The following is a 22,550-nucleotide window of genomic DNA, read 5'->3' as shown; positions in this document are numbered from 1 at the left end:
CTGTCACTGCTGCCGTGCGGCACAGCGTGCTAGGAACCATTCTAAACGTCATGACGAGGATTCCGCCTTGCCCGCCGTTCCTGCCCGCATCCTGCCGACGATCGTCATCTCGCAGTTCGCCGCGACTTCGCTGTGGTTCGCTGGCAATGCGGTGATGCCCGACCTGCAGCGCAGCGCCGGCCTGCCGGCGTCCGCCGTCGGCGACATCACGATCGCCGTGCAGCTCGGCTTCATCGCCGGTACGCTGGTCTTCGCCTGGCTAGCGATCGCCGACCGCTACTCGCCGCGCATCATCTTCTTCCTTTCCACGCTCGCCGGCGCGGCGGCCAATGCGGCGACGCTGGCGAGCGGCGGTGAGTTTCTGCTCGCGGCTCGGTTCGCAACCGGCTTCTTTCTCGCCGGCATGTATCCCGTAGGCATGAAGATCGCGTCGGGCTGGTACGACCGCGACCTCGGGCTCGCGCTCGGCTGGCTGGTCGGGGCGTTGGTGCTCGGAACGGCATTTCCCCATCTCATCCGCGGCCTGGGCAGCGATCTGCCTTGGCAGGGCGTGATCCTGTCGGTCTCGGCGGTATCGATCGCCGGCGGTCTGGCGATGCTCTTTCTCGTGCCGGACGGGCCGCAGCTCAGAGCGGGCGCGAAGTTTGACCCGGCCGCATTCGCGACGATCTTCCGCTCGGCCGATTTCCGGGCGTCGGCCTTCGGCTATTTCGGCCACATGTGGGAGCTCTACGCCTTCTACGCGTTCCTGCCGGTGCTGCTGGCGGCGCGACTTGGCAGCGACGGCGCGACGGTTTCGATGTGGAGCTTCGCGGCGATCGCCACCGGCTTTCTCGGCTGCATGGTCGGCGGCTACCTTTCGCGGGGGATCGGCAGCGCGCGCGTTGCCTATATGCAGTTGTCGGCGTCCGGCCTGTGCTGCCTCGTCTCACCGCTGGCGTTCCTGGCGCCCTTGCCGGTGTTCCTCGCCTTCCTGTTGTTCTGGGGCGTGGTCGTTGCCGGCGACTCGCCCCAATTCTCCACGCTCAACGCCCGTTTCGCCCCGCCGAGGCTCGTCGGCTCGGCGCTGACGATCGCCAATTGCATCGGCTTCTCAATCACGATCGTTTCGATCGCGCTGCTTGACTGGCTGATTGAAACCGCCGGACCGCAGTATGTTTTCGTGATGCTGGTGCCCGGGCCGGTGCTCGGGCTGGCGGCATTAAGACGGCTGGCCGCGAAGCCGGCGTAAGGAACAGCCGTGGCGGCACTGTGCCGCCGCGGCCGGGGATGGTGATGAAGCGGACGCCGAGACCGAAGGACGACATGACCGAGTAGAGTTCATCGCCTTGGCTGCGGAGTCAGTCCAACGAACCAGCAGTCGCTGACCTTCATCCTATCTCCACTGCCGGCGAGCCGCGAGGTCTGCTGAGAGGTCGGAGAACGAACCCGCTGCGCGGGATGGGCGCGTGGGGTGAGGTAGAGATCACGAACCGGACGTTGATTGTCTTAGCGCTGAGCGTCGGCAGATGGCGCAACTACGATGTCCAGGGTGGTCGCCGGCAACGTCTGCTATCGGGCAACAGGAAAGATCCCCTCAACTGCCGACTTCCGGCGCGATCCGGACACTGGCTAACGGCAGCTTGCGGGTTTGTCGAGCGCGTTTCTGAATGGGCTCAGAAGGGGCGCAAAGCTGCCGTTCCTTACGCGCGCGGAAACCGTCCCCTATGGGTAAAACAATGCCTTCATCGGATCTGCTCTGGACGGAGGGGGCAATGGGCTTCGAGGTGCGACTCGGAAATTGCGTCCACGATCTGATAGCGAATTCGAATCGAGCCGCCGGGGACCCTGAAAATCCTTGTTCGAGTTTCAATATTGGCAACCATGGTCTATCAACTTTCAAGGACGGTATTGCGTATCTCAGCGGATGTGCCTTTGTTCGGGTAAACCGCTGGAGGATTGGATGGCGCGCATTCCGACGGGGCTTGCCGGACTGGCGAGACACTAACGCCTACGCCATGTGTCTGTGACCATCGGTGCCGATGGGAGTTCACCCGTCGGCGTGACGACATTCGAAAAACCTTCCTCGAATATGCTGACGAGACCACAAAAATCTCGTGGCGGCATTTAACTCCCTCACTTGCAAATGCGGTAGTCACCGACGCGCCAAATGCCCGTCCCACCGGAAACGGCGCATTAGCATCTTCGAGTCTGCCGAGCGTGCAAAATCACATCGCCTGTGAAAGCGGAGGTTGGTCGCACAACCTGTCCCGTTTGCGCTGACATCGAGGGCAGAAGCGCCGGTGAGGTGAACGTCGGCTCCGGAAAGGGGGCAAATCTATGCTCTGGTTACGGACCTGCACGCCGCGAACGTCAGCTGAGTACGGCCGCACGGCATTCTGATCCGAGCTGCCGGGGACCCTGAAGATTCATCGTCGAATTTTTCAATATAGTAACTCTTCTGAGGCGCTTTCCGCAAATTACGGCGAGATCCTCGCAGATTGCGATGTGATCAATACGAATCTTCGATCCAACTATCAATATATCTCAAATCGGTGTAAAGATATTCTATACACTATGTTCGATTCTATACATGTATCCATATAGGACTCTCAGGAAAACCTGGCAATAAGGGGAGGATCGACATTCGATAAAGACTTTGCCATTTGTCTCTGGTCGCCCAATGAAAGCCGCAGCAGCAGTACCCAGGAATCGGCTTGGCTTGGATATTGGTGACAGGAGCGGATCGCAGCAACGGGCCTGAGCACGCTCGCCAGATCACCCGGCATGCCTAGAGACCTTCTTTTACGACTTTGTGTGTTTCGTAGAAGAAGGTATTCCCAAAATCTGCTCCTAACCGCAACTGCCGGGAACCCGGTTTTTGCTTCGTCAACCGATGAAATAGGAGAAATGCAATGAACATGATCTTTTCCCCGGCACCGAAGATGAATCAGGTGCTAAATGCCGTGATGTCCCGGTCGGACATTCCTTTGGCGAAGCGCCAGGAATACGAGGCGGCGCTTCACAACCTTGAGAAGTGGTGCGGACAGAACCTGAAGGACATCCCCGCCACCGTTGCCGACCTGCGGAACATCTACAGCCGGCTGGAACCGGCCGCCCTTGGGATCAGGCCCAAGACGTTTGCCAACACAAAGAGCCTATCCCTCAGCGCGCTTACAAAGAGTGGGGTCGTGTCAGTTCCTCTCACTCATCGGGGCCAGCGGCGGCCCAACCCACCAGAATGGGTTGAGTTCCGAAACAGGCTTCGCCTTCCCATGCATCAGAACAGCCTTTCCCAGCTGATGAACTGGTGCAGCCGAGCTGGAATCGCTCCGGCGGAGGTCAACTCCAAGGTTATCGAGCGCGTCATGGCCGATAGGGCGGCGACGTCGCTTCGCCCGAACCAGTATCAGGTGCAGCGGACCATGGCGAAGATGTGGAACGAGGTCGGCGACCTCTTTCCTGACAAGCGTCTTCAGAAGGTCGACGTGCCTGTTTCCCGGTTGCGGCGCAGCCGCGTTCCGCCGACCTCGTTTCCGGACAGTTTTGGGCAGGACTGGAACGCGTTTGCAGCCTGGGCCCATGGCGACGATGTCTTCGCCGATGATGCCCGTCCGAAGCCGCTGAAGCAGACGACCCTCGACAGCTATTTCCAGCGGGTGCATTTGGCGGCGAGCACACTGGTGCAGACGGGCGTGGACGTCGCCTCCATTCGTAGCATCGGTGATCTTGTCACGGTCGATGCTTTCAGGCGCATCCTCCGCAAGCGCCACGAAGTCAGTAATGGGCGCGCCTCTCATGAGAACTTCCAGCAGGCTTGGCTCTTGTTTCGGCTCGCACGCGATTGGAAAAAAGTCGACGAGGAAGTTCTGATTGAACTCAAGCGCTTGGCCAAGTTGGTACCGGCGCCAAACCTCGGGATGACGCGGAAGAACAAGCTTCTGGTCATGCGGTTCGACAACCCTGACCTCAAGAAGCGCTTTCTGACCGCGCCGGACCGTATGTGGCTGGACGTGCGGAACAGCCAGCGGCGCAACCGCTGGCGCCTGGCTGAAGCTCAGGCTGCCCTTGGCATCGAAATGCTGATGTTTGTGCCGGTTCGCCTGAAGAACCTGACGGCCCTGGCATTCGATCAGCACCTCTTCCTTCGCGACGAGGGTACTTCGACGCTGATGTTGTCGGCCGATGAGACGAAGACGGGCGAGACCCTTGAGTTCGACCTCCCGCAACAGCTTGCGGCACGCATGATCGAATATCGCGACGTGATTGCGCCTGCGGTGCTCGGCCACAAGCCGAAGCACCTCTTCGAAAACGGCGATGGCAGCGTGAAGGGCTTCGCGACGGTGCGCTATCTCGTGGAGCGCTATTTCAAGCAGTATGTCGGCATGCACATGAACCCGCATGCTTTCCGGCATCTGGCGGCAAAGACCATTCTGGACTCCAGCCCGGGCGGCCACGTCGTTGTGCAGCACCTGCTTGGCCACAAGAAGCTGGAGACGACGGCGACGTTCTATGCCGGGCTCGATACCCGCCGTGCCGGACGTCACCATAATGCTCTGTTGACCAAGGCCCTCGACGAAAGCCGTGCCAACCGGCCCAATGCCAGCCGGTCACGCCGCACCAACTCGGAGGACGCGGAATGACACGTCACCTCAACAGCGGTCTGCCATTCGACGCTTGGCCTTTGCAGGATAGGGAACTGTTCGAGCGTGCGTTCGAAGCCATCGATGTCTTCGATTGGGGATCAGGGTCATCTCTGGCCCCCGCCACCAAATACGGCAGGAAGGCGGACTACGGCCGGTGGCTGGGCTTCCTGTCTCACATCTTCCCGGATGCACTCAAACTCATGCCGGGGGATCGTGTCGAGCAGAGCCGCGTGGAGGACTATATTGAGTATCTGCGCGAGAACTGCCGAGATACGACCGTCGCACATTACATTGGGCGTCTGTTCTATACGATCCGGGCGTTCTGTCCGGATCGCGACTGGCAGTGGCTCTACCGCATCTCCAGGCGCATCGCCGCAAAGGCGGTGCCGATCAAGCATCGCCAAGTGTTGAGCTCGGATCTCTATGCTCTCGGCTTGCGGTTGATGGATCGTGCTCTCATTAAGGCCAATGCAATGGGACGCCTTACGAAGAGCTGCGCCATCGCCTATCGGGACGGTCTGCTGATCGCCACCCTGGTGGAAGCGCCCATTCGCAGGGGAGCGTTCTCCCGCCTGCTGGTCGGCGAACACATGATGAAAGTCGGGCAGCGGTGGTGCCTGATAGTGCCAGCAGAAAACACCAAGACGAAGACGGAACAGGAATACGAACTGTCGGATCGCCTGTCCCGCTACATGGGTATCTATCTTGATCAGGTCCGTTTGGCGTTCCCCGGAGCCGCGCAACACAGCAATCTCTGGCCGTACGAAGGGCGGCCGATGACAGACAAGATGATCCGGAGGCGTGTCATCAAGTGGACCCGGATTGGCCTCGGCTTCGAAGTCAGCCCGCATCGCTTCCGCCATGCGGCGGCGACATTGATCTCGATGGCCGACCCGGAGAATATCCGGGTAGCAAAGGACCTCCTCGGTCATCGGTCCTTCGCCATGACCGAAAAGCACTACATCGACGGCGCTCAGTCCCGCATTGCGGGTCGAGAACTGGCGGCCATCCTTGCGGGGCGCGGGCAGTCCGCACCCTGACATAGAAAGCTGGCCGCTGATTGAGCGGCGGCATCCGAAAACCGAAACTGGAAATCATCTTTCGCGGGGCCAGAGCCCCGCGAAAGCGGAGCTACGTCGATGAACGGAAATCAAATGACGAAAATACTGTCGTGGAAGCGAAAACGACCAAAGTTCAACGGTGCGATCGTTCTGGCGCGTCGCCCCAGTGAGAACGGACTTGTCGGCCTCACCGAAACAAGCCTGTTCATGAACTGGTCGCCAACGCGCGTCCGCTTCTGGTGGACGGACATCATCAGCGACGCCGCGCTCGGCCTGCAGTTCAATGTCGACGGCAGGGACGATGCTGAGGTGCACGCCCGGCATTGCCGATCAATGCACCCAACCTGGGAGATTACAGTTTGGGATGCACACGATGAAGATCTTTCGATCCTGATCGATTGGAACGCGTGGGCCGACGCAGATGATAAATACAGCCATCGGAACCCGATGTTTGTGATGAAGGAGTGAGCTGGCTCTTGGCTGCTCTCCTAGATTTCTGATGAATGGCACTGAGCCCCTTGGTAAGCCCTTCTCTGACCGATGCCAGTCACAGACTGAACGTCAGCTTTGCGCCGATCTCGGCCGTTGAAGCCCGCGTTGCCGCGCTCCTGAAACGGACATCCTTGGGGAACCCCGCGCCCTGGACGTGGAACGCGTGATCGGACGAAGGCCGAGAACGCTGGAAGATGGCATGGTTTGAAGGCCAGTGCCGGAGCGCCCGCTAGCTGATTCCACACTTGTTGAAGCCGACTTGATGGGAGACCTATCTAAGGCCCATGCCCGTACGCCGGAAAATGGATGCAGCTGCGAAGTTGATCGAAGAGTGGACGCTCCCGTCTGCCGCCACGCTTGGGTCATCGGTCCGAGCCAAAGGGATCCTTCGCGAAGTGCGTGCCCACCTGCCTTTGGCGGCGAAGAAGCTCCTCGACATCGAGGTCGGAGCGCTCACCTTGCGCATGCCGGTAGGCGCCTATGGCGATTTCCGGACTGCGTCGGCGATTGTGTCCAAAACGTTGGAACGCATCGAAAGTCTGCCCGTAATTCCTCGCGAGGTCGAGGACGTCCTGACGATCTCTTCGGCAGAGCGGCACCGGTGGCTCAAGGACGGCCGCTTGCAGAGCGCCGGCACACGTACGGTGAAACTTCGCGGTCGCGCAAGGAAGATCACTTTTCACGTGTTTGATCCACGCCACATCGAGGACGTTCTCGATCGCGACTTGGTTACGGTCTGGCGCGAGGAAGACGCGATAGCTGCTGCGGAGAATAGGCGGCGGGCAGCCGGAAAGGCCGCCCTGAAGCGTGCGCAAAAGAGCGGCCGTAAGGCCGCGTCTGCACCTGACAGCACTCGGGACGAGATGTCACGTCAGAAACTGAAGGGCTGGGACGAATTCGAGCGTGACGGACTTCTGCGCTGATCAGCGAAACTTTCATTGCGCAGCCCACTACGACCGCACTGGCCTGAATCCTGATCCGGGTCGCGCGCCTGACCTCCGGAAGTCAATGGGCTTAAACCGTCCGAGTCTGGTGCCAGGTAAGCGCGTGCGCACGAACGCGGTCGTTCGCCAAAGTAATTCTCCTCTGACTAATCTGTATTTAGTCCATCGGGATGCAATACAGAATGCAGGAGGAGTCGCGCCGATTCGATAGTACAATGGTATCGTCAATACTTTGGGATTGCTGATCCCCCGATATTCCGCGGGTGATCTGCACGGGAGCGCCCCCGGGTAGCGACAACCGCGCCGGGATCGGTCACCGAGATTGGCCATTGAGTAAGCTGGCGGCATACGGCGCTAGAGTGCGATGGCACGGCCTTACCCCCTGGGAGGGTGGAGGCCTTGCAAGCGATGTCCTAACATGGGTCACCGTCATGACCAGGACCTTGCCATCGAACCGAATTTGGCGATGAGAGCGGCAAGCGTTGCGACGAATAAAGCGTATGCGAGCACCGCCTGCCATGCCCCCATTGGGAAACCAATCATCAGCAGTGTATCGTTCCCGCCGGGGATGAGTAGCGCACCCAATCCCATAAGGACGCCTCCAACCGTTCTCCTGACGAGGGTGTTGATTGTCGGCCATTTCAGTATGAATTGACGCTTCCTGAGTCTTGCGGAGACAAGGCTGCCGCCGAACATGCACCCTGCAATCATGCTGCCCGCGACGGGTATCGAAACGATCGATCCAACTGATGCCGTGATCGAGAACCCAGGCGCAAAAACCGCGAGGATCGTAAAGGTGATTCCGATCACTCCCATCGACACCGTCAACCGCCGAAAGTTGGACTCGGATCTGAGTGACACACCGAGCCTCAGCGCCAGAATAGCCAACAGTGCAAGTGCGAGAAGCACCGCCCCAAGCGGCGGGGAAGCGCTTATCGGCGGCTGATCCGGAAGCAGGCCGATCAGAGATTCTATATAGAACACCGCAAAGATGGCGAGAAACGAGAACCCGAAGTCGATTTCGCCATTCCCGAAATGGCCGACAGACCCAAACACACAAGCGCCGTTCACATAAGTACCGAGCCCGAACAAAAAGGCTGCGGGAGCCAGGTAGCCGATTGGCGACCAACCCTCCTGCATCATCGGCGACGTTTCGAGGATTGTGTAGACGAGGGTCGCCCAGACGGCGCATTCGACGAGCGCGATGAATCGCGCAGGCCTCTTCTCCGAAACCAGTTCCCTCGTGGCGATGACGGTGCAGATTGACCCATGGTTGAGCGCGAAACCGAGAACAAATCCCAGCACCCCGAGCAAAGCCATGCCCGCCCAAATGTCTATGTTTGCGGCTGCAGGGCCAGACCCTGAAATGTTCACGAGGAATTCGCTCATTCGACCACCGGATTCGCGCCCGGCTCCAGTTCTGGAAGCTTCCGGAGAAATATGTTGATCACCCTCGCTGCGGTTTTCTGCGACCTACTTCCGGGAAAGTGCTCCGCAAGCGCCGCGGGCAGAGGCGGAAATCCCGGAAGGTCATGGTCGGTCAACTCCCCCCAATGGCCAGCGCGGCCTGTTCCGCGGAGAACATATTTTTCTAGTGCTTGGCAGGTGAGCGATCCTGGTCGGGTGCACCCCATGCCAGTCTGGCAAAACTCGCCACTGGCTTCACCACAGGAGCCGTTCCGCTCGGTCCGAACCGCGCCAGGTTCTAGGAAGCACCGAGCGGAGCGGTCTCTGCGACAAAGGTGCTTGAGCCGCAGACGTGAACGTTGCGAACCGAAAAGTCCTCGAACAGATGCCGGCCAGACTGCGCGGGCCCTCTCCGGCGCCTGCTCGCCAAACCTCGGGTGGGCCATCTTAGATTCCTTTGCCTGTCGCCGGGGACCATCAAGAAGTGTCTGCAGAGAAGCCGCGGACGAAGTCGATCACCTTGGCCGAGGACATTTCGCACGGTCGAAGGTGGACCTCACCCTCCGCGGTACGATAGAGATTGAAGCTAACGATTTCGCGGCCCCCGAGTTCACGGGCGAACAACTTCGTCCAGCCGGCCGATCTGTCGATAGTGACGCCATACGGCGACCCTTCGTAGATGCCCCGTGAGAAGCCAGTGGGAAGCCTACCAAGGCGGTCGAGGAAAGCAGAGAAGTCATCGGCGTTGGTCGTCTCGGCCTTCAATTCGTCTCTCCTTGGATCATCCGAACTTGGCTGGTGCGCTTATCGGCATGGAATGAAACTCGGCCTGCGGCAAACTTGTTGGCGGACTGCCCTTCCTGCCGCATCTGTCGCCGCGATACCCGGGGTTTCGCGGCGGTCAGGCCAGGCGCACCGACGGGGCATAACGGAATGTGCATGGCTCGCTGTTCTTCCCAGCCGGAACTGGGCTGGGCGCCTATTCGGCCGCGACCCGGCGGGGCAGCACCCAGTCGGAGCGAGGGTAATGGCAGCTGTAGCCGCCGGGGTAGCGCTCCAGGTAATCCTGGTGCTCCGGTTCCGCGTACCAGAAGTCTCCCACCGGCTCGACCTCGGTGACGACTTTACCCGGCCACAGGCCCGAAGCGTCCACATCTGCGATGGTGTCCTCTGCTATGCGCTTCTGCTCATCGTCGACGTAGTAGATTGCCGAGCGGTAGGAGCTGCCGAAGTCGTTGCCCTGCCGATTTTTCGTGGTGGGATCGTGAATCTGGAAGAAGTACTCCAGTATCCGGCGATAGCTGGTCATCTCGGGATCGAAGACGATCTCTATGCCCTCGGCATGATCGCCGTGATTGCGATAGGTCGCGTACAGCACGTTGCCGCCGGTGTAGCCGACGCGGGTCTCAATTACGCCAGGCAGCTTGCGGATCAAGTCCTGCATGCCCCAGAAGCAGCCACCAGCCAGAACAGCTTTCTCGGTCATTTAGATGTCCTCCACTTGGTCGAGGTACGCGGCGTAGCCCGCGGCCTCCATTTCGTCGCGCGGAATGAAACGCAGCGCAGCGGAATTGATGCAATAGCGTAGCCCGCCCCGGTCTTCGGGGCCGTCGGGAAACAGATGGCCAAGATGACTGTCGCCATGTACCGAGCGAACCTCGGTGCGAATCATGCCATGCGAGTCGTCCCGCAGTTCGTTGACATTTGCCGATACAATCGGCTTCGTGAAGCTTGGCCAGCCGGAGCCGGAATCAAACTTGTCGGCCGAAGCGAACAACGGTTCGCCGGAAACGACGTCGACATAGATGCCCGGCTCCTTGTTGTCATGATATTCCCCTGTGAAGGGGCGCTCGGTGCCGCTCTCCTGCGTTACCCGATATTGCGCCGGGGTAAGCTTCCTGACAGCTTCGTCAGTCTTTGCGTAATTCATTGTCCTACTCCGTTGTTGGAATATTGCCCAATTTCGCTGGAGGGCGCCGCATTCCAGGGCAGGGCTTTCAGCCTCGTCCGCCGATGCAATCGGGATACACACAGATGAAGCGACAGCCTGCGCAAATCTATTGCACGAAGGTATTGCCGATACTTTTGGATTGGTTTGCGTGATTAGCGATCCGGTCCGATAAGAAGACGGGGCACCAAGAAGAATAGAACACTCGGCTGGTGCCTATTCTCGCGCACGAAGGGGGTCGAACTCGGCATCTGCGCCTCTTATATTGCTCTTTGTCGACGACAATTCACCCAAGGCTTGGCCTACGGTGGCGTCCTAAAGATACCTTTCGAACTCAAGTTCATTTCGAGAGTGACGTGGCGCTTACTGCTCCCATCCCTCGTAAAATGGAAACCGCTTCGCCCAGAACTCCTTGAGGCGCGGGTCGGCATCGATCTGGCGGACGATTTCGGCCATCTTAGGCGCGCTCTTGTAAAAGCGCGTGCGCCAAGGGCCGAAGCGCGAGATCACCGTCACATAGAGATCCAGCACAGAGAGTTCGTCGCCGAGGATGTAGTGGCTGGGTGTGATCTGCTCGTCCATCTTGCGCCAGCAATCGGCGATCCGGTCATGAACGCGATCGATCACGCGCGGCGCGTCATCTTTGCTGGCGGCGATACGCATCGCGTCGTCCTTGATCCAGGCAAACGCGTAGATCGCCGCCGACACATAGGTCATCCAGCATAGATATTGCGCGCGTGCGGGGTCGTTGAGTCCTGGCGCCAGCCGTGCCTGTGGATAGAGATCGGCGAGATAAATCAAAATCGCAGCACTTTCGGTCATGATCTCGCCGGACGGCAGCACCAGCGCCGGGACCTGGCCGAGCGGATTAACCGTCTCGACCCGCTTGCGCGCCGCTTCGTCCTCCCAAGTGACCGCCTCGATCACCTCGTAGGGAATTCCGAGCAGCGTCAGCGTGGCCTCGATCGGAACTGAGCCCGATCCAACCGCGCCGAATATCTTGAGCATGAGGTCCTCCTGGTTGATGCTGCCGCGCAAACGATGACGTCACAGCCGCTGCTACATCCTCGGCGACGAGAAAAAGTGGCCTTGCCAACGTCCACGTGTCCGGGGATTCGTACCACACAGGTCGACTGTCAGAGCAGCCAAATCTATTGCACGATGGTACCGGCAATACTTTTGTCTTGGTGGAACGGCGAGACCTATTTACCGCCCAAAACCGACACCAAGGCACAATAGACCTTTGGATTGGCCCGGCGCATGCTCATGCGCGCAGACACACGCGAAAGGATGGCAATGGAGATCGATCTCGGCCGCGTCTTCGACGCGCTTCCGGCGATGGTGTGGACTGCGCAGCCCGACGGGCATTTCGACTTCGCCAATCAACGCTGGTCCGACTACACCGGTCTCAGCCTTGATGAAGCCCATGGCTGGGAGTGGCAGGCCGCGGTAAATCCAGACGACTTGCCCACGGTACTCGAACGCTGGCGATCGATTCTGGCGACTGGCGAGCCCGGCGACTTGGAAGCGCGCGTACGGGGCTTCGATGGGCAGTACCATTGGTTCCGCGTCCAGTGCAGCCCGATGCGCGACGACGGCGGACAGATCATCAAATGGTGTGGAGTGGGCACAGACGTCGAGGATTTTCGTCGAGCTGAGGAGACCTTGCGGCGGCGGGAGCTCGATTTTCAGCTGATCGTCGATAGCATTCCGATGCCGGTCGCCGTGACCACACCGTCGGGCGAGGTCGAGGGTCTCAATCAGTTCACCCTCGATTACTTCGGCAAAACATTCGAAGAACTGAAAGGCTGGAAGGCCTCTGACGTCGTCCATCCAGATGATCTGGAGCGGACGATCGCTGCTCAGCTGGATGCGCACCGAAAGGGCAGCGCCTACAATGTCGAGAGCCGCCACCGCCGTGCTGACGGCGTCTATCGCTGGCACAACGTCCTTGGCCTGCCTTTGCGTGATCCGCAAGGCAACATCCTCCGTTGGTTTCATTTGCTGGTCGATATCGATGATCGCAAGCGGGCTGAGGAGGCGCTCAGTGCAAGCGAAAGTTATGCCCGATCGATCGTGGACAGTATTCCGGGCATGATCGCGGCCTTTACGCCAAATGGTGAGCTCGAATACGTTAACCGCCAGATCATCGAGTTCTTTGGCAAGCCACTTGAGGAGTTGAAGCGCTGGGCAACCAGCGATATGACACACCCGGAGGATCTACCGCGTGCTGTCGAGTACTTCACTCGATCGATAGCGTCGGGTGAGCCCTTCACGGACGAAGTCCGCGCTCGACGTTTCGATGGCGTCTACCGCTGGTTTCAGTCTCGCGGATCTCCACTTCGGGACACGAACGGGCGCATCGTCCGCTGGTACAACCTGCTCATTGACATTGACGAGCGCAAGCGCGCCGAAGAAGCCCTCGCGGCGCGCGAGCGCAATCTCAACGAGATCATCAACACGATTCCCGTTCTGGCATGGTCTGCCCGTCCAGATGGTTCCACCGAATTCTTCAACCAGCACTATCTTCATTATGCGGGCCTTTCGATCGGCCAATCAAAGGATTGGGTACCGACAACTGCGCTGTCCGATTACTGGGACCTGACAGCATCGGTCCATCCAGACGACGTAGACGGACTTACTGCTGCTTGGGAGGCCATTTTAGCATCCGGAAAATCGGGGGAAGCTGAGGCACGCCTCCGCCGTTTCGACGGCATTTATCGATGGTTTCTAGTTCGTGCCAATCCACTGTGCGACGAATCCGGGAATATCGTCAAATGGTACGGAGTAAGCATCGACATTGACGACCGGAAGCGCGCCGAGCAAGCGCTTCGCCAGAGCGAGCGCAGTTTCAAACTAATCATCGACACCATTCCGGCTTTCGCTTGGTCGGCTCGTCCTGATGGTTCAGCCGAATTCTTCAGCCAGCACTATCTCGACTATGTCGGCCTCTCAGCCGAGCAGGCGCAGGGTTGGGGCTGGACCGTCGCGGTCTATCCCGACGATCTGAGCGGGCTGACTGCCACGTGGCAGTCCATCATGGCTTCCGGAAAGCAAGGAGAAGCGGAGGCGCGGCTGCGCCGGTTTGATGGTGAGTATAGATGGCTTCTGTTTCGCACCAACCCGTTGCGCGATGCGTCCGGAAAGATCGTTAAATGGTATGGGGTCAATACCGACATTGACGACCGCAAACGCGCGGAAACCAATCTCGCCCTCGAGAAGCATCTGCTGGAGATGATTGCGTCCGGCAGTCCGCTCCACGACGTTCTCAGCGAGCTCTGCAAGATGGTCGAGGGGGCTGGCCCAGGCTGCTATTGCGATGTCCACCCGATCGATTGGAGCGGCTCAACCATCGAATATAGCGTGGCGCCTTCGCTGCCTGCCAGTTACACCGACCCAATTGCTGGGCTCTCTCTTAGCGGCGACGCATTGCCCTGCGCGATAGCAGTTCGTCAGAAGGTGCAGGTAGTTGCGGAGGACATGGATACGGACCCACGCTGGCGCGACTCCTTTGCTCGAATCCATGTTCTGGAACACGGACTGCGTTCGGTCTGGAGCACGCCAATTTACGCAAAGGATGGACGGGTCCTTGGCACCCTTTGCCTCTATCAGCGCCAGCCTGCGGGCCCGTCGCCTCAGCATCAGAGTCTCATCGCGCATGCGACGCACCTCGCGAGCATCGCCATCGAACGCGCGCGTACTGAGGCAGCGCTTAGGCGCAGTGAAACACTGCTCGCCGAAGGTCAACAGCTCAGTTCGACCGGTAGCTTCTCCTGGCGCGTGGACACGGACGAGATCGCGTTTTCGGAAGAACTCTGTCGTATCTTCGAGTTTGACCCGAATGGCGTTGTAACGCTCGAGCAGTTTCGTGCGCGAGTCCACCCGGACGACATGCCCTCGCTGTCGGCGCAATTGGATCGGGTTCGCGCTGGCCACGGCTATCCGGGTTACGAGATCCGGCTGCGGATGCCAGATGACAGGGTGAAGTACCTGCGCACCTTCGGTCGTGTGGTCCGTCACCAGGATGGCCGATTGGAGTGTTTAGCTGCGGTCCAGGACGTCACGGAGCGTCGGCTCGCGGACGAGGCACTCACTGAGGCCCGCTCGGAACTCGCACATGTCACCAGGATCACTAGCCTCGGAGCGTTGACAGCGTCGATTGCCCATGAAGTCAACCAGCCGCTGTCGGGCATCATAACCAATGCCGGCACCTGCCTTCGTATGCTGGCCGCCGATCCACCGAACATGGACGGCGCGCGGGAGACCGCGCGGCGCACCATCCGCGACGGCAACCGTGCAGCCGACGTGATCACGCGGCTGCGCGCACTCTTCAGCAAGAGAACCGCGGCGATCGAGCCGGTCGATCTCAACGAGGCTGCACGAGAGGTGATCGATCTGTTGTGGAGTGATCTTCAGAGAAGCCGGGTGGTTCTACGCACCGAATTTGCCGTCGGGCTTCCGTTTGTTGGCGGAGACCGTATCCAGCTTCAGCAGGTCATTATGAACCTGCTGCGTAATGCTGCGGATGCGATGAGCGGTGTTGACGATCGCCCGAGGCGGTTGCTCTTGAGGACCGATCTGGACGAGGACGATCATGTACGCCTGACCGTGCAGGACGCCGGCGTCGGTCTCGGACCCGAGGATACGGAGCGGCTCTTTGAGGCGTTCTACACGACTAAGAGCGACGGTATGGGGATAGGCTTGTCCGTCAGCCGTTCTATCATCGAGAGCCACAACGGCCGCTTGTGGGCAGTATCCAATGATGGCCCCGGGGCCACGTTTTCGTTTTCGATCCCCAGGTTCTCAGGGGATGAGGCACCCGCGCAAGATATCAGCGCGGCGGGGGCGTCAGTCATCAGCAGTGCCCAAAGTGTAGCGGGGATTTCATGAAAATTGCGCATCCACTCGTATCGGTCGTCGATGACGACGAGTCCGTACGCGAGTCATTACCCGATCTGATTAAGGAATTCGGCTTCAGCGTGCGGGCGTTCTCCTCGGCGGAAGAGTTTCTGGCGTCCGATACCATCGGCAAGACCAGATGCCTGATCCTCGACGTCTCTATGCCGGGGATGACAGGTCCCGAGCTGCAGCGGGAACTCAAACGTCGGGGCTTTCCGATTCCGATCGTTTACATCACTGCGCACCGGGACGACACCGTGCGCCCGCGTTTGCTTGAGCAGGGCGCGGTGGAGTGCCTGTTCAAGCCGTTCAGCGATGCTGCCCTTGAGGAGGCGCTCAGTTCAGCGCTCAGTAGGACCTAGCGCACGCCATTTTGTGGCCATCTCGTGGAGATATAAGTGATGAATACGGATCTGGCGACTGCACCTAGCGACGAAGCGAGGTCTGCATCCATGTCGCACGAAATGGCTGTCGTGTTCGTCGTCGACGATGATGTTTCCGTGCGCGAATCGCTGGAGTTGCTGATCCGTTCCGCTGGCTGGCAGTCGGAGATATTCGAGTCGGCGCGGGAATTCCTCGCCTGTCCCCGTCCGGTGGTTCCGAACTGCTTGATCTTGGACGTCAATCTTCCGGATCTCAACGGGCTCGATCTGCAGCAGTCCGTCTCAGTCGAGCGGACCGACATGCCGATCATCTTCGTTACGGGTTACGGCGATGTGCCGATGACCGTCAAGGCGATGAAGGCCGGGGCCGCCGAGTTCCTCACGAAGCCGTTCAGCAACGAGGTGCTACTGACTGCGATCGAGCAGGCGCTCGAGCGCAGCAGAAACTCGCTTGCCCTAAACTCCGAGATCCATGAGTTGCGGGATCGTCACGCATCCCTCAGCCGCCGGGAGCAAGAGGTCATGGCACTGGTGGTCTCCGGTCTGCTGAACAAGCAGGTCGGCTTCGAGCTCGGCATCAGCGAGATCACCGTGAAGGCACACCGAGGCCAGGTGATGCGTAAAATGAAGGCTGGCTCTCTCCCCGACTTGGTTAACATGGCGGCGAGGCTCGGAATCGCATATTAACTCGGGATCTGGCAACCAGTAGCGCTCGGACTTGATCAAGGCCGGATCTATTCCAGCCGCGAACGTTCCCTCAGTCGCCGTCTCCACGAAAGGATTCGAACCGCAGATCAGGACTGGGCGAACCGGCATTCTCATGGCCGTGGAACAGAAAACGAAAACGTAGCCCCCGGGCCATCGTTTAGAGCCGCTGATAGGCGGCCATGATGGTTCTCAATGATCGAGCGGCTCACTGCAAGTCCGACTCCCATCCCGGCATTCTTTGTACTGTAAAAAGCCTCGAATAGTTTTTTCATAGTGTGAGGGTCGAAACCGACCCCCGCATCTTTCACGCTCAACCGCACCGAATCCTCCTCCTCCCGTTCGGTTCTGATCAGCAAGTCTCTTGGACGATCATCGACCGTGGTCATCGCATCCAACGCGTTCCGTAGCAGATTCAGGACGACTTGCTGCAACTGAATACGATCTGCCGAGACACACGGGAGGTCGTCGGCAAGTTCAGTCCGCAAAATCACCTGACTGTTCCGGATCTCACCAAGCGACAGCGCAACCACCTCTCGCACCGCGTCATTAAGGTCCACTGGCTCAAATGCGGGCTCTTTGTTGCTAAACAGAGCACGCAGCCGCGTGATAACCTGCGAGGCGCGGTCACCGTCTCGCATCGTGCGCCGCACGGCTTCTCGCACGCCGTCCATGTTCGGTGGATCGGCGGCCAGCATACGAAGGCAGGTGCCGGCATTGGTTATGATGCCCGACAGCGGCTGGTTAAGCTCGTGCGCAATTGACGCGGACAGTTGCCCTAGCGTCGCGATTCGGCTTGCGTGTGCGAGTTCCAACTGAATTTCGTGATATCGCCGCCGCTCATCCTCGAGGCGCTTCGTATCTGTCATATCGCGATAGATCACGTACCCAACCCTCCCACCACCATTGGATGGAACCGGAACGCAGATAAGGGAGACTGGCACATGCTTGCCGTCCTTACGTCTGCGGATGGTCTCACCGGCGAATGCCTCCCCCGTATGGAACATCCGATACAAGAAACCTTCGACCTCCTCCTGCCGATCGTCGAGCGCAATGAGTTCCTTGATTCCCTGACCGATCGCTTCTTCTGCCGTGTACCCAAAAATCTTCGTAAACTCCGGGTTGACACGCGTAATCCTGAAGTCGCCATCGACCATGACAACAGCTTCTGGAACCCGTGCGAACAGTTCACTGAGATGTGCCTTTTGATCCTCGAGTTCGTGGCCGAAGCGGACCAGCGTCTGCAGGTCCGCTTGTAGGACATCGCGGCAATGCAATAGGAGTTCCTGGTAGAGGTCGCTGTATCGATTGGCTTTATCATCAAGGACGCAGATGGTTCCAAACATCCGCCCATCAGGCCAGACAACGGGGAATCCCAAATACGAGACCATCCCCACTTGGATCTCGGGAGCCAGTTTCCACTGATCGTCTTCCAAGGCGTTGATGACAAGCAGCGGTTCGCGGCTCTTGATTACAGTTTCGCAAAAGGTCCCAATATCCATCAAGAAGGTGTCATCGACTGGAAAAGGATTTCCCTCCGAGTTGCTAGAAGCCAAGATACTGTAATGCGTATAGTGCGGCGGGTCGAGTTTGCACACCACCGCCGACGGAACGTGCACGATATTGGCCAAGAGGTCGACAATTCGCTGCCATTTCTGAAGAGTGTAGGACGGAATTGCAATCTCTGCAGAACTTGGATTCATGGCCCGACCTCTGTGAAGCGTCCCGCAGGCTCGTCACCTCTCAAGCGAAACGCCACATGGTAGCGGATTTGGCCACGTGGACACCTCGATGGCCCGAATTGCCCAGGCCCAGAGTCGGAGCCCTCGCGCCAGCCATTAGTCCACGCCCCACGCCGGAGGATGGAACTCACTCACGCAGTATTGGGGTTACTCCTACTAAGGTCTATCAGACTTTGGTATCGATCCTCCACTGCTGCCTTCGTGGCGAGTACCCGCCCAACCACTCTACTGCATTGCACCGATCAAAGTTGGTATTAGCTCCGAGACCGTCGGATGGATCGGCACTGCCCATTGAAGGTCGCGATACTGTGTGCCTGCGTTAATTGCGTCGAGTATGCCGTGAATCGCCTCGTCACCGCCCGTCCCGAGAATCGCGGCGCCGAGGATCTTGCCCGTTTCGGCATTGGCGACGACCTTCATGAATCCGAGCGTCTCGCCCTTCTCGACAGCACGCCCAACCCGAGTCATCGGCCGCGTGCCGACGAGAACGGGGAGGCCGGCCTTTCGCGCTTCCGCTTCGCTCATGCCGGCGCGTCCCAGCGGCGGGTCGATGTAGAGCGCGTAGCCCGGAACACGGTCGCTGACCTTGCGGCTTTCGCGGTCAAGCAGATTGGCCGCAACGATCTCAAAATCATTGTACGCCGTGTGGGTGAAGGCACCGCGGCCGTTGCAATCGCCGAGCGCGAAGACACCCTCGATGTTGGTCGCGAGATGATCGTCAACCCTAATAAAACCGCGGGCGTCCCGCGCGATTCCTACCTCCTCCAAGCCGAGGTCATCGGTGTTAGGGCGGCGCCCGACAGCGAGCAGAACATGACTGCCGAGCACGTCGCGGGGCTCGCGCTCGCAGTGAAGGCCGACGCGGATTTCATCGCCGTATTGTTCAAAGCGGATGCATTCGGCGTCCAGTCTGATCGCAATGCCTTCGCGTTCGAGAATGTGTTTGATCGTTGCAGCGACATCGTCGTCCTCGCGCGAGACCAAACGAGGCCCTTTTTCCACGACAGTCACTTCGGCGCCAAAACGGCGGAACATCTGTGCAAATTCGAGTCCGACATAGCTGCCGCCAACAACGACGAGGTGGCGCGGCACCTGGTCAAGCGCGACCATGTCGGTGTTGTCGAGGACCTTGACGTGGTCGATGCCGGGCATATCCGGTCTCGCCGCCCGTCCACCGACATTGATGAAGATCCTCTGCGCTGAGAGCGTTTCGCCGCCGACATTGACCGTGTGCGGGTCGACGAACCGGGCATGGCCGCGGATGACGGTGCAGTTCTCCATGCCGGTCAACCAGTTCTCAAGGCCCGAACGGGAATCGAGTGTTATTTTGGCGGCGCGCGCGTGGACCTTCTTCATGTCAATTGCGATTTCCCTTCCGACCGAGACGCCATAATCGCCGGCGCGTCTGGCGAGATGCGCCGCATAGGCGCTCGCGACCATCGCCTTTGTAGGCATGCAGCCGGTGTTGACGCAGGTTCCGCCGAGGTATTTGCGTTCGATTAGCGCGACCTTCATGCCGGCGGCCGTCAAGCGCCCGGCGAGCGAGGGTCCCGCCTGCCCGGCGCCGATGATGATCGCGTCGAAGCTACGGCTCATGACGCGCCCCCGATGATAAGGGCTGCTGTCGCCATGACACGAACCGTTTTCATGAGAACCTCCATTCGTCGCTCAGATGGAAGACGGGGTTGATCAGGGTTCCGATTGAATGAATCCGGGCGAGCGCCATGGGCGCCGCACGAGAGCCAATCGACATCCGGATATAGGCACACAGATGGACTGACATTCGCGCCAAATCTATTGCACGATAGTATCGGCAATACTTTTGGATCGGCTCGCGCACTGAGCAGGCGCTGCGATAATTGAGACCGACACCACCGCACAACAAAACCTAGGCATTGCCTTGGGCGCATGCTCGCGCACATGTGGCGAGGGGCAGCAACCGAGGGCGAGACGGTCGACCGATTAACCGCTCAAGGGGTGCGCAGAAATGCGAGAAGACGCGAACGGGAGAAAGTCCGACGCTCTTTGCAGGTTCCGAATTCAGCGAGGTGCATCACGTCTTGTGCATCCTTGAACTACCTTGAACTACGTCGTGGAAGCCCTTTCGCGCCTTGTTCGCTTTGCGGCAACAAAGGGTCACGTCGGCAATCCCGGGACACGCGCGAGTATGTTGAACGGCTGACTGCGGCCGATATCGCCACGACAGCCGCCGAGCAAAGAGGCCAGATCAACTTGGGGCCGACACGGAAGCCTGTTTTCGTGACGGCCGCTTCGATCAGGACTGCAGCTTATGGCCGCGCTTAGCGGCCCAGACTGATGCCAAAGTATTGGGGACACCATCGTACAATAGATTTGCCTCCACACTTGCATGAATCTGTAGATGGCATTCGACCATGCAGACGTGCTCAGTGGAAAGGAGATCGCGTCATGAAACTCTTGTCTCTCGTCACCCAGCATCTATCGGCGCTTCGCAAACTAGTAGCGCCTCGCTATCGGCCGGAGCTCCACTACATGCGCGGCCCGGGACCAGCTTACGCACGCCGCCCGGTCACGGTCGACGCGAGGCGCGTAATGCCGAGACCGCGCGGGCGATGACAATACGGAGCCGGACGACGCAATGGGTGCCCGGGGTGAGTGTACCGTTTCGTACCTGCAAGAGCCGAACTTCCACAGCCAGCAGCCTGTCTGCGCCGATCTGCTGACGCCAAGTACAGGAGTTCCCATTATGAGACCGAAGCAGGCAGTCTACTACCCGATCTGCCGCTGTCATGTCGGCTGTGTCGTTGACGACGGTAGCAAGCCCGCACCCGGCGACGGCTTCGCAGGCATAACGCTGCTGCGCCTGGCCGCAGCTCTTGTGGTCGGCGCACGGGTGTTCCTCGTGGCGTCGGAGGCGAGTGCGCATGACGCGTCGCCGACCGCTGCGCAGCCGCAGGGGTGGTCTTATCCCTTCTCCTGCTGCTCCGGCTACGATTGCCGCGAAGTCGCATACAATGCCATCGGAGAGCGGCCCGAAGGCTACGTTATAAAGGGCACGGGAGAAGTGATTACCTACACAGACAGCCGCATCAAGAACAGTCCCGACGGCGTGTTTCATTGGTGTTCGGCGGCCGGAGCGAGTGAGGAGCACACAATCTGCCTGTTTGTACCGCCGCGTGGATTCTGAGGACGACACGGTGCGTCTGTTTGGCAACGCCAATATGCCCGTGGCCCTTGAGGAAGAGGCGGACTGCAACGCTTGGACGAGCCGAGTAGCCGGCCGTCAGCTATTGCCAGTCCGACTGATGCTACAGTCGTTTTACTCAATCTTGCGTCTGCTTTTGCCCATGCTGGCTGCAAGATCGCCGCAACCCTGATCCCAACATGAGGACAAAACAATGAGAATGATCAAGTTAACGGGTTTCATCGGCGCAGCGGGCATCGCAGTCGCACTCGCCAGTACAACCCTGTACGCCAACGGGCCGGAGCACAAGACGGTGATTCCTGTCTCCCAGAAAATAGGAGCGCAGGGTTTCGATGAGACGGTGAGGCCTGTCTTCGAGCGCGCCATCCCGAACATCCCAGGCAAGAGCCTGATCGCTGTTGAGGTGATCTACCCGCCCGGCGGCAAGTCGGCGCCCCATTTCCATACCAAGTCCGCTTTCATCTACGCCCATGTACTTTCTGGCGCTATTCGCAGCCAGGTCGATGGCGAACCCGCCAAAGTCTACCAGGTCGGCGAGGGCTTCTACGAGAACCCTGGCTCGCACCACAGGGTGAGTGAGAACGCCAGCGCCACCGAACCGGCAAGCTTGCTCGCCGTCTTTATCACCGATCCCACAGACACACTGACCATCCCGCAGCAGCAGTAAGGACCGCCACCATGCCCCAGCGCATGAACTATGCGGCCGCCGCTCCGGGTGGCATGAAGGCTCTCGGCGCCGTCTACGGCTATGTTGCCCAGAGCGGATTGCCGGCAGCCCTGATCGAACTTGTCTATCTTCGCATCTCGCAGATCAATGGCTGCGCCTACTGCATCGACATGCACAGCCGCGACCTGCTCAAGGCGGGCGTGCCGGTCGAGAAGCTCGTGCTCGTCCCGGCCTGGGATGAGGCCGGGCGCCTGTTCAGCAGCCAGGAGAAGGCGGCACTGAAGTGGGCCGAAGTGCTCACTCGGGTCAGCGACACGCATGTGCCCGAGGAGGCCTATGCCGAGGCTCGCGCTACGTTCGGCGAAAAGGAACTCGCTGATTTGACGATCGCGATCGGCCTGATGAACGCCTTCAACCGCCTGGCGATCAGCTTCCGCGCCACGCCGCTGGCCGCAGCTGATGGTGCGTGAGATCTGCCAAGACACGACAGATG

The 22,550-nt window shown here is 59.5% G+C and carries 18 protein-coding genes; 11 read left to right on the top strand and 7 right to left on the bottom strand.

Annotated features, from left to right (window positions below; translation table 11 throughout):
* Positions 1–67 precede the first annotated feature (67 nt).
* The 5 genes from AC0L2B_RS14650 to AC0L2B_RS14630 all read left to right on the top strand — a co-directional run bounded on the left by AC0L2B_RS14650 (position 68) and on the right by AC0L2B_RS14630 (position 7,101).
* Entirely contained in the window at positions 68–1,231 is a 1,164-nt protein-coding gene (locus AC0L2B_RS14650) for an MFS transporter (protein ID WP_473745833.1), read from the top strand.
* Positions 1,232–2,894: 1,663 nt separating this feature from the next.
* Positions 2,895–4,622, top strand: coding sequence for a hypothetical protein (locus tag AC0L2B_RS14645; protein WP_473745832.1), 1,728 nt, complete (start codon positions 2,895–2,897; stop codon positions 4,620–4,622).
* Positions 4,619–5,665: a tyrosine-type recombinase/integrase gene (locus tag AC0L2B_RS14640; RefSeq protein WP_473745831.1), complete on the top strand. Its 1,047-nt coding sequence runs from the start codon at positions 4,619–4,621 to the stop codon at positions 5,663–5,665. The genes AC0L2B_RS14645 and AC0L2B_RS14640 overlap by 4 nt, the downstream gene beginning before the upstream one ends.
* Before the next feature lie 99 nt (positions 5,666–5,764).
* Positions 5,765–6,154, top strand: a complete 390-nt coding sequence (locus AC0L2B_RS14635; protein ID WP_473745830.1) for a hypothetical protein — start codon at positions 5,765–5,767, stop codon at positions 6,152–6,154.
* A gap of 308 nt (positions 6,155–6,462) precedes the next feature.
* On the top strand, positions 6,463–7,101 hold the full coding sequence (locus tag AC0L2B_RS14630; protein WP_128174013.1) for a hypothetical protein: 639 nt from the start codon (positions 6,463–6,465) through the stop codon (positions 7,099–7,101).
* Positions 7,102–7,551: 450 nt separating this feature from the next.
* Here AC0L2B_RS14630 and AC0L2B_RS14625 read toward each other — a convergent pair whose 3' ends face one another.
* From AC0L2B_RS14625 to AC0L2B_RS14605, 5 genes are all read right to left on the bottom strand, one after another.
* Positions 7,552–8,511, bottom strand: coding sequence for a YeeE/YedE thiosulfate transporter family protein (locus AC0L2B_RS14625; RefSeq protein ID WP_473745829.1), 960 nt, complete (start codon positions 8,509–8,511; stop codon positions 7,552–7,554).
* 495 nt (positions 8,512–9,006) lie between these two features.
* Positions 9,007–9,294 (bottom strand): hypothetical protein, encoded by a 288-nt coding sequence (locus AC0L2B_RS14620; protein ID WP_128174011.1) that lies wholly within the window; start codon positions 9,292–9,294, stop codon positions 9,007–9,009.
* Positions 9,295–9,508: 214 nt separating this feature from the next.
* Positions 9,509–10,015 (bottom strand): peptide-methionine (S)-S-oxide reductase MsrA, encoded by a 507-nt coding sequence (gene msrA, locus AC0L2B_RS14615; protein ID WP_023801713.1) that lies wholly within the window; start codon positions 10,013–10,015, stop codon positions 9,509–9,511.
* On the bottom strand, positions 10,016–10,459 hold the full coding sequence (gene msrB, locus AC0L2B_RS14610) for a peptide-methionine (R)-S-oxide reductase MsrB (protein WP_023801712.1): 444 nt from the start codon (positions 10,457–10,459) through the stop codon (positions 10,016–10,018).
* A 381-nt stretch (positions 10,460–10,840) separates the two neighbouring features.
* Positions 10,841–11,485 (bottom strand): glutathione S-transferase family protein, encoded by a 645-nt coding sequence (locus tag AC0L2B_RS14605; protein ID WP_473745828.1) that lies wholly within the window; start codon positions 11,483–11,485, stop codon positions 10,841–10,843.
* 288 nt (positions 11,486–11,773) lie between these two features.
* Here AC0L2B_RS14605 and AC0L2B_RS14600 point away from each other — a divergent pair, with 288 nt between their 5' ends.
* From AC0L2B_RS14600 to AC0L2B_RS14590, 3 genes are all read left to right on the top strand, one after another.
* Positions 11,774–15,367, top strand: a complete 3,594-nt coding sequence (locus AC0L2B_RS14600) for a PAS domain-containing protein (protein ID WP_287179940.1) — start codon at positions 11,774–11,776, stop codon at positions 15,365–15,367.
* Positions 15,364–15,738, top strand: coding sequence for a response regulator (locus AC0L2B_RS14595; RefSeq protein WP_023801708.1), 375 nt, complete (start codon positions 15,364–15,366; stop codon positions 15,736–15,738). The genes AC0L2B_RS14600 and AC0L2B_RS14595 overlap by 4 nt, the downstream gene beginning before the upstream one ends.
* Positions 15,739–15,828: 90 nt before the next feature.
* The gene (locus AC0L2B_RS14590) at positions 15,829–16,446 is read left to right on the top strand and encodes a response regulator transcription factor (RefSeq protein WP_036270113.1); all 618 of its coding nucleotides are present in this window, start codon (positions 15,829–15,831) and stop codon (positions 16,444–16,446) included.
* 131 nt (positions 16,447–16,577) lie between these two features.
* On the opposite strand, the gene AC0L2B_RS14585 is transcribed toward AC0L2B_RS14590, so the two are convergent.
* Both AC0L2B_RS14585 and AC0L2B_RS14580 read right to left on the bottom strand, forming a co-directional pair.
* Positions 16,578–18,167 (bottom strand): GAF domain-containing sensor histidine kinase, encoded by a 1,590-nt coding sequence (locus tag AC0L2B_RS14585; RefSeq protein ID WP_128174009.1) that lies wholly within the window; start codon positions 18,165–18,167, stop codon positions 16,578–16,580.
* A gap of 264 nt (positions 18,168–18,431) precedes the next feature.
* Entirely contained in the window at positions 18,432–19,802 is a 1,371-nt protein-coding gene (locus AC0L2B_RS14580) for an FAD-containing oxidoreductase (protein ID WP_473745827.1), read from the bottom strand.
* A gap of 1,129 nt (positions 19,803–20,931) precedes the next feature.
* On the opposite strand from AC0L2B_RS14580, the gene AC0L2B_RS14575 reads away from it, so the two are divergent.
* The 3 genes from AC0L2B_RS14575 to AC0L2B_RS14565 all read left to right on the top strand — a co-directional run bounded on the left by AC0L2B_RS14575 (position 20,932) and on the right by AC0L2B_RS14565 (position 22,527).
* Entirely contained in the window at positions 20,932–21,372 is a 441-nt protein-coding gene (locus tag AC0L2B_RS14575) for a hypothetical protein (protein ID WP_473745826.1), read from the top strand.
* Positions 21,373–21,583: 211 nt separating this feature from the next.
* Positions 21,584–22,057, top strand: a complete 474-nt coding sequence (locus AC0L2B_RS14570; protein WP_023801702.1) for a cupin domain-containing protein — start codon at positions 21,584–21,586, stop codon at positions 22,055–22,057.
* An 11-nt stretch (positions 22,058–22,068) separates the two neighbouring features.
* Positions 22,069–22,527: a carboxymuconolactone decarboxylase family protein gene (locus AC0L2B_RS14565; RefSeq protein ID WP_031255892.1), complete on the top strand. Its 459-nt coding sequence runs from the start codon at positions 22,069–22,071 to the stop codon at positions 22,525–22,527.
* The last annotated feature ends 23 nt before the right edge of the window (positions 22,528–22,550 follow it).

Source organism: Mesorhizobium sp. WSM4815, from assembly GCF_055811575.1.
The sequence above is the reverse complement of the archived record's forward strand: the minus strand, read 5'-3'. Positions and strand labels throughout refer to the sequence as shown.

Excerpts from the sequence above, each read along its gene's own strand:
- AC0L2B_RS14645 (WP_473745832.1), top strand. The coding sequence starts at position 2,895 with ATGAACATGATCTTTTCCCCGGCACCGAAGATGAATCAGGTGCTAAAT.
- AC0L2B_RS14640 (WP_473745831.1), top strand. The coding sequence starts at position 4,619 with ATGACACGTCACCTCAACAGCGGTCTGCCATTCGACGCTTGGCCTTTG.
- AC0L2B_RS14635 (WP_473745830.1), top strand. The coding sequence starts at position 5,765 with ATGAACGGAAATCAAATGACGAAAATACTGTCGTGGAAGCGAAAACGA.
- AC0L2B_RS14630 (WP_128174013.1), top strand. The coding sequence starts at position 6,463 with ATGCCCGTACGCCGGAAAATGGATGCAGCTGCGAAGTTGATCGAAGAG.
- AC0L2B_RS14625 (WP_473745829.1), bottom strand. The coding sequence starts at position 8,511 with ATGAGCGAATTCCTCGTGAACATTTCAGGGTCTGGCCCTGCAGCCGCA.
- msrA (WP_023801713.1), bottom strand. The coding sequence starts at position 10,015 with ATGACCGAGAAAGCTGTTCTGGCTGGTGGCTGCTTCTGGGGCATGCAG.
- msrB (WP_023801712.1), bottom strand. The coding sequence starts at position 10,459 with ATGAATTACGCAAAGACTGACGAAGCTGTCAGGAAGCTTACCCCGGCG.
- AC0L2B_RS14605 (WP_473745828.1), bottom strand. The coding sequence starts at position 11,485 with ATGCTCAAGATATTCGGCGCGGTTGGATCGGGCTCAGTTCCGATCGAG.
- AC0L2B_RS14600 (WP_287179940.1), top strand. The coding sequence starts at position 11,774 with ATGGAGATCGATCTCGGCCGCGTCTTCGACGCGCTTCCGGCGATGGTG.
- AC0L2B_RS14595 (WP_023801708.1), top strand. The coding sequence starts at position 15,364 with ATGAAAATTGCGCATCCACTCGTATCGGTCGTCGATGACGACGAGTCC.
- AC0L2B_RS14590 (WP_036270113.1), top strand. The coding sequence starts at position 15,829 with ATGTCGCACGAAATGGCTGTCGTGTTCGTCGTCGACGATGATGTTTCC.
- AC0L2B_RS14585 (WP_128174009.1), bottom strand. The coding sequence starts at position 18,167 with ATGAATCCAAGTTCTGCAGAGATTGCAATTCCGTCCTACACTCTTCAG.
- AC0L2B_RS14580 (WP_473745827.1), bottom strand. The coding sequence starts at position 19,802 with ATGAGCCGTAGCTTCGACGCGATCATCATCGGCGCCGGGCAGGCGGGA.
- AC0L2B_RS14575 (WP_473745826.1), top strand. The coding sequence starts at position 20,932 with ATGAGACCGAAGCAGGCAGTCTACTACCCGATCTGCCGCTGTCATGTC.
- AC0L2B_RS14570 (WP_023801702.1), top strand. The coding sequence starts at position 21,584 with ATGAGAATGATCAAGTTAACGGGTTTCATCGGCGCAGCGGGCATCGCA.
- AC0L2B_RS14565 (WP_031255892.1), top strand. The coding sequence starts at position 22,069 with ATGCCCCAGCGCATGAACTATGCGGCCGCCGCTCCGGGTGGCATGAAG.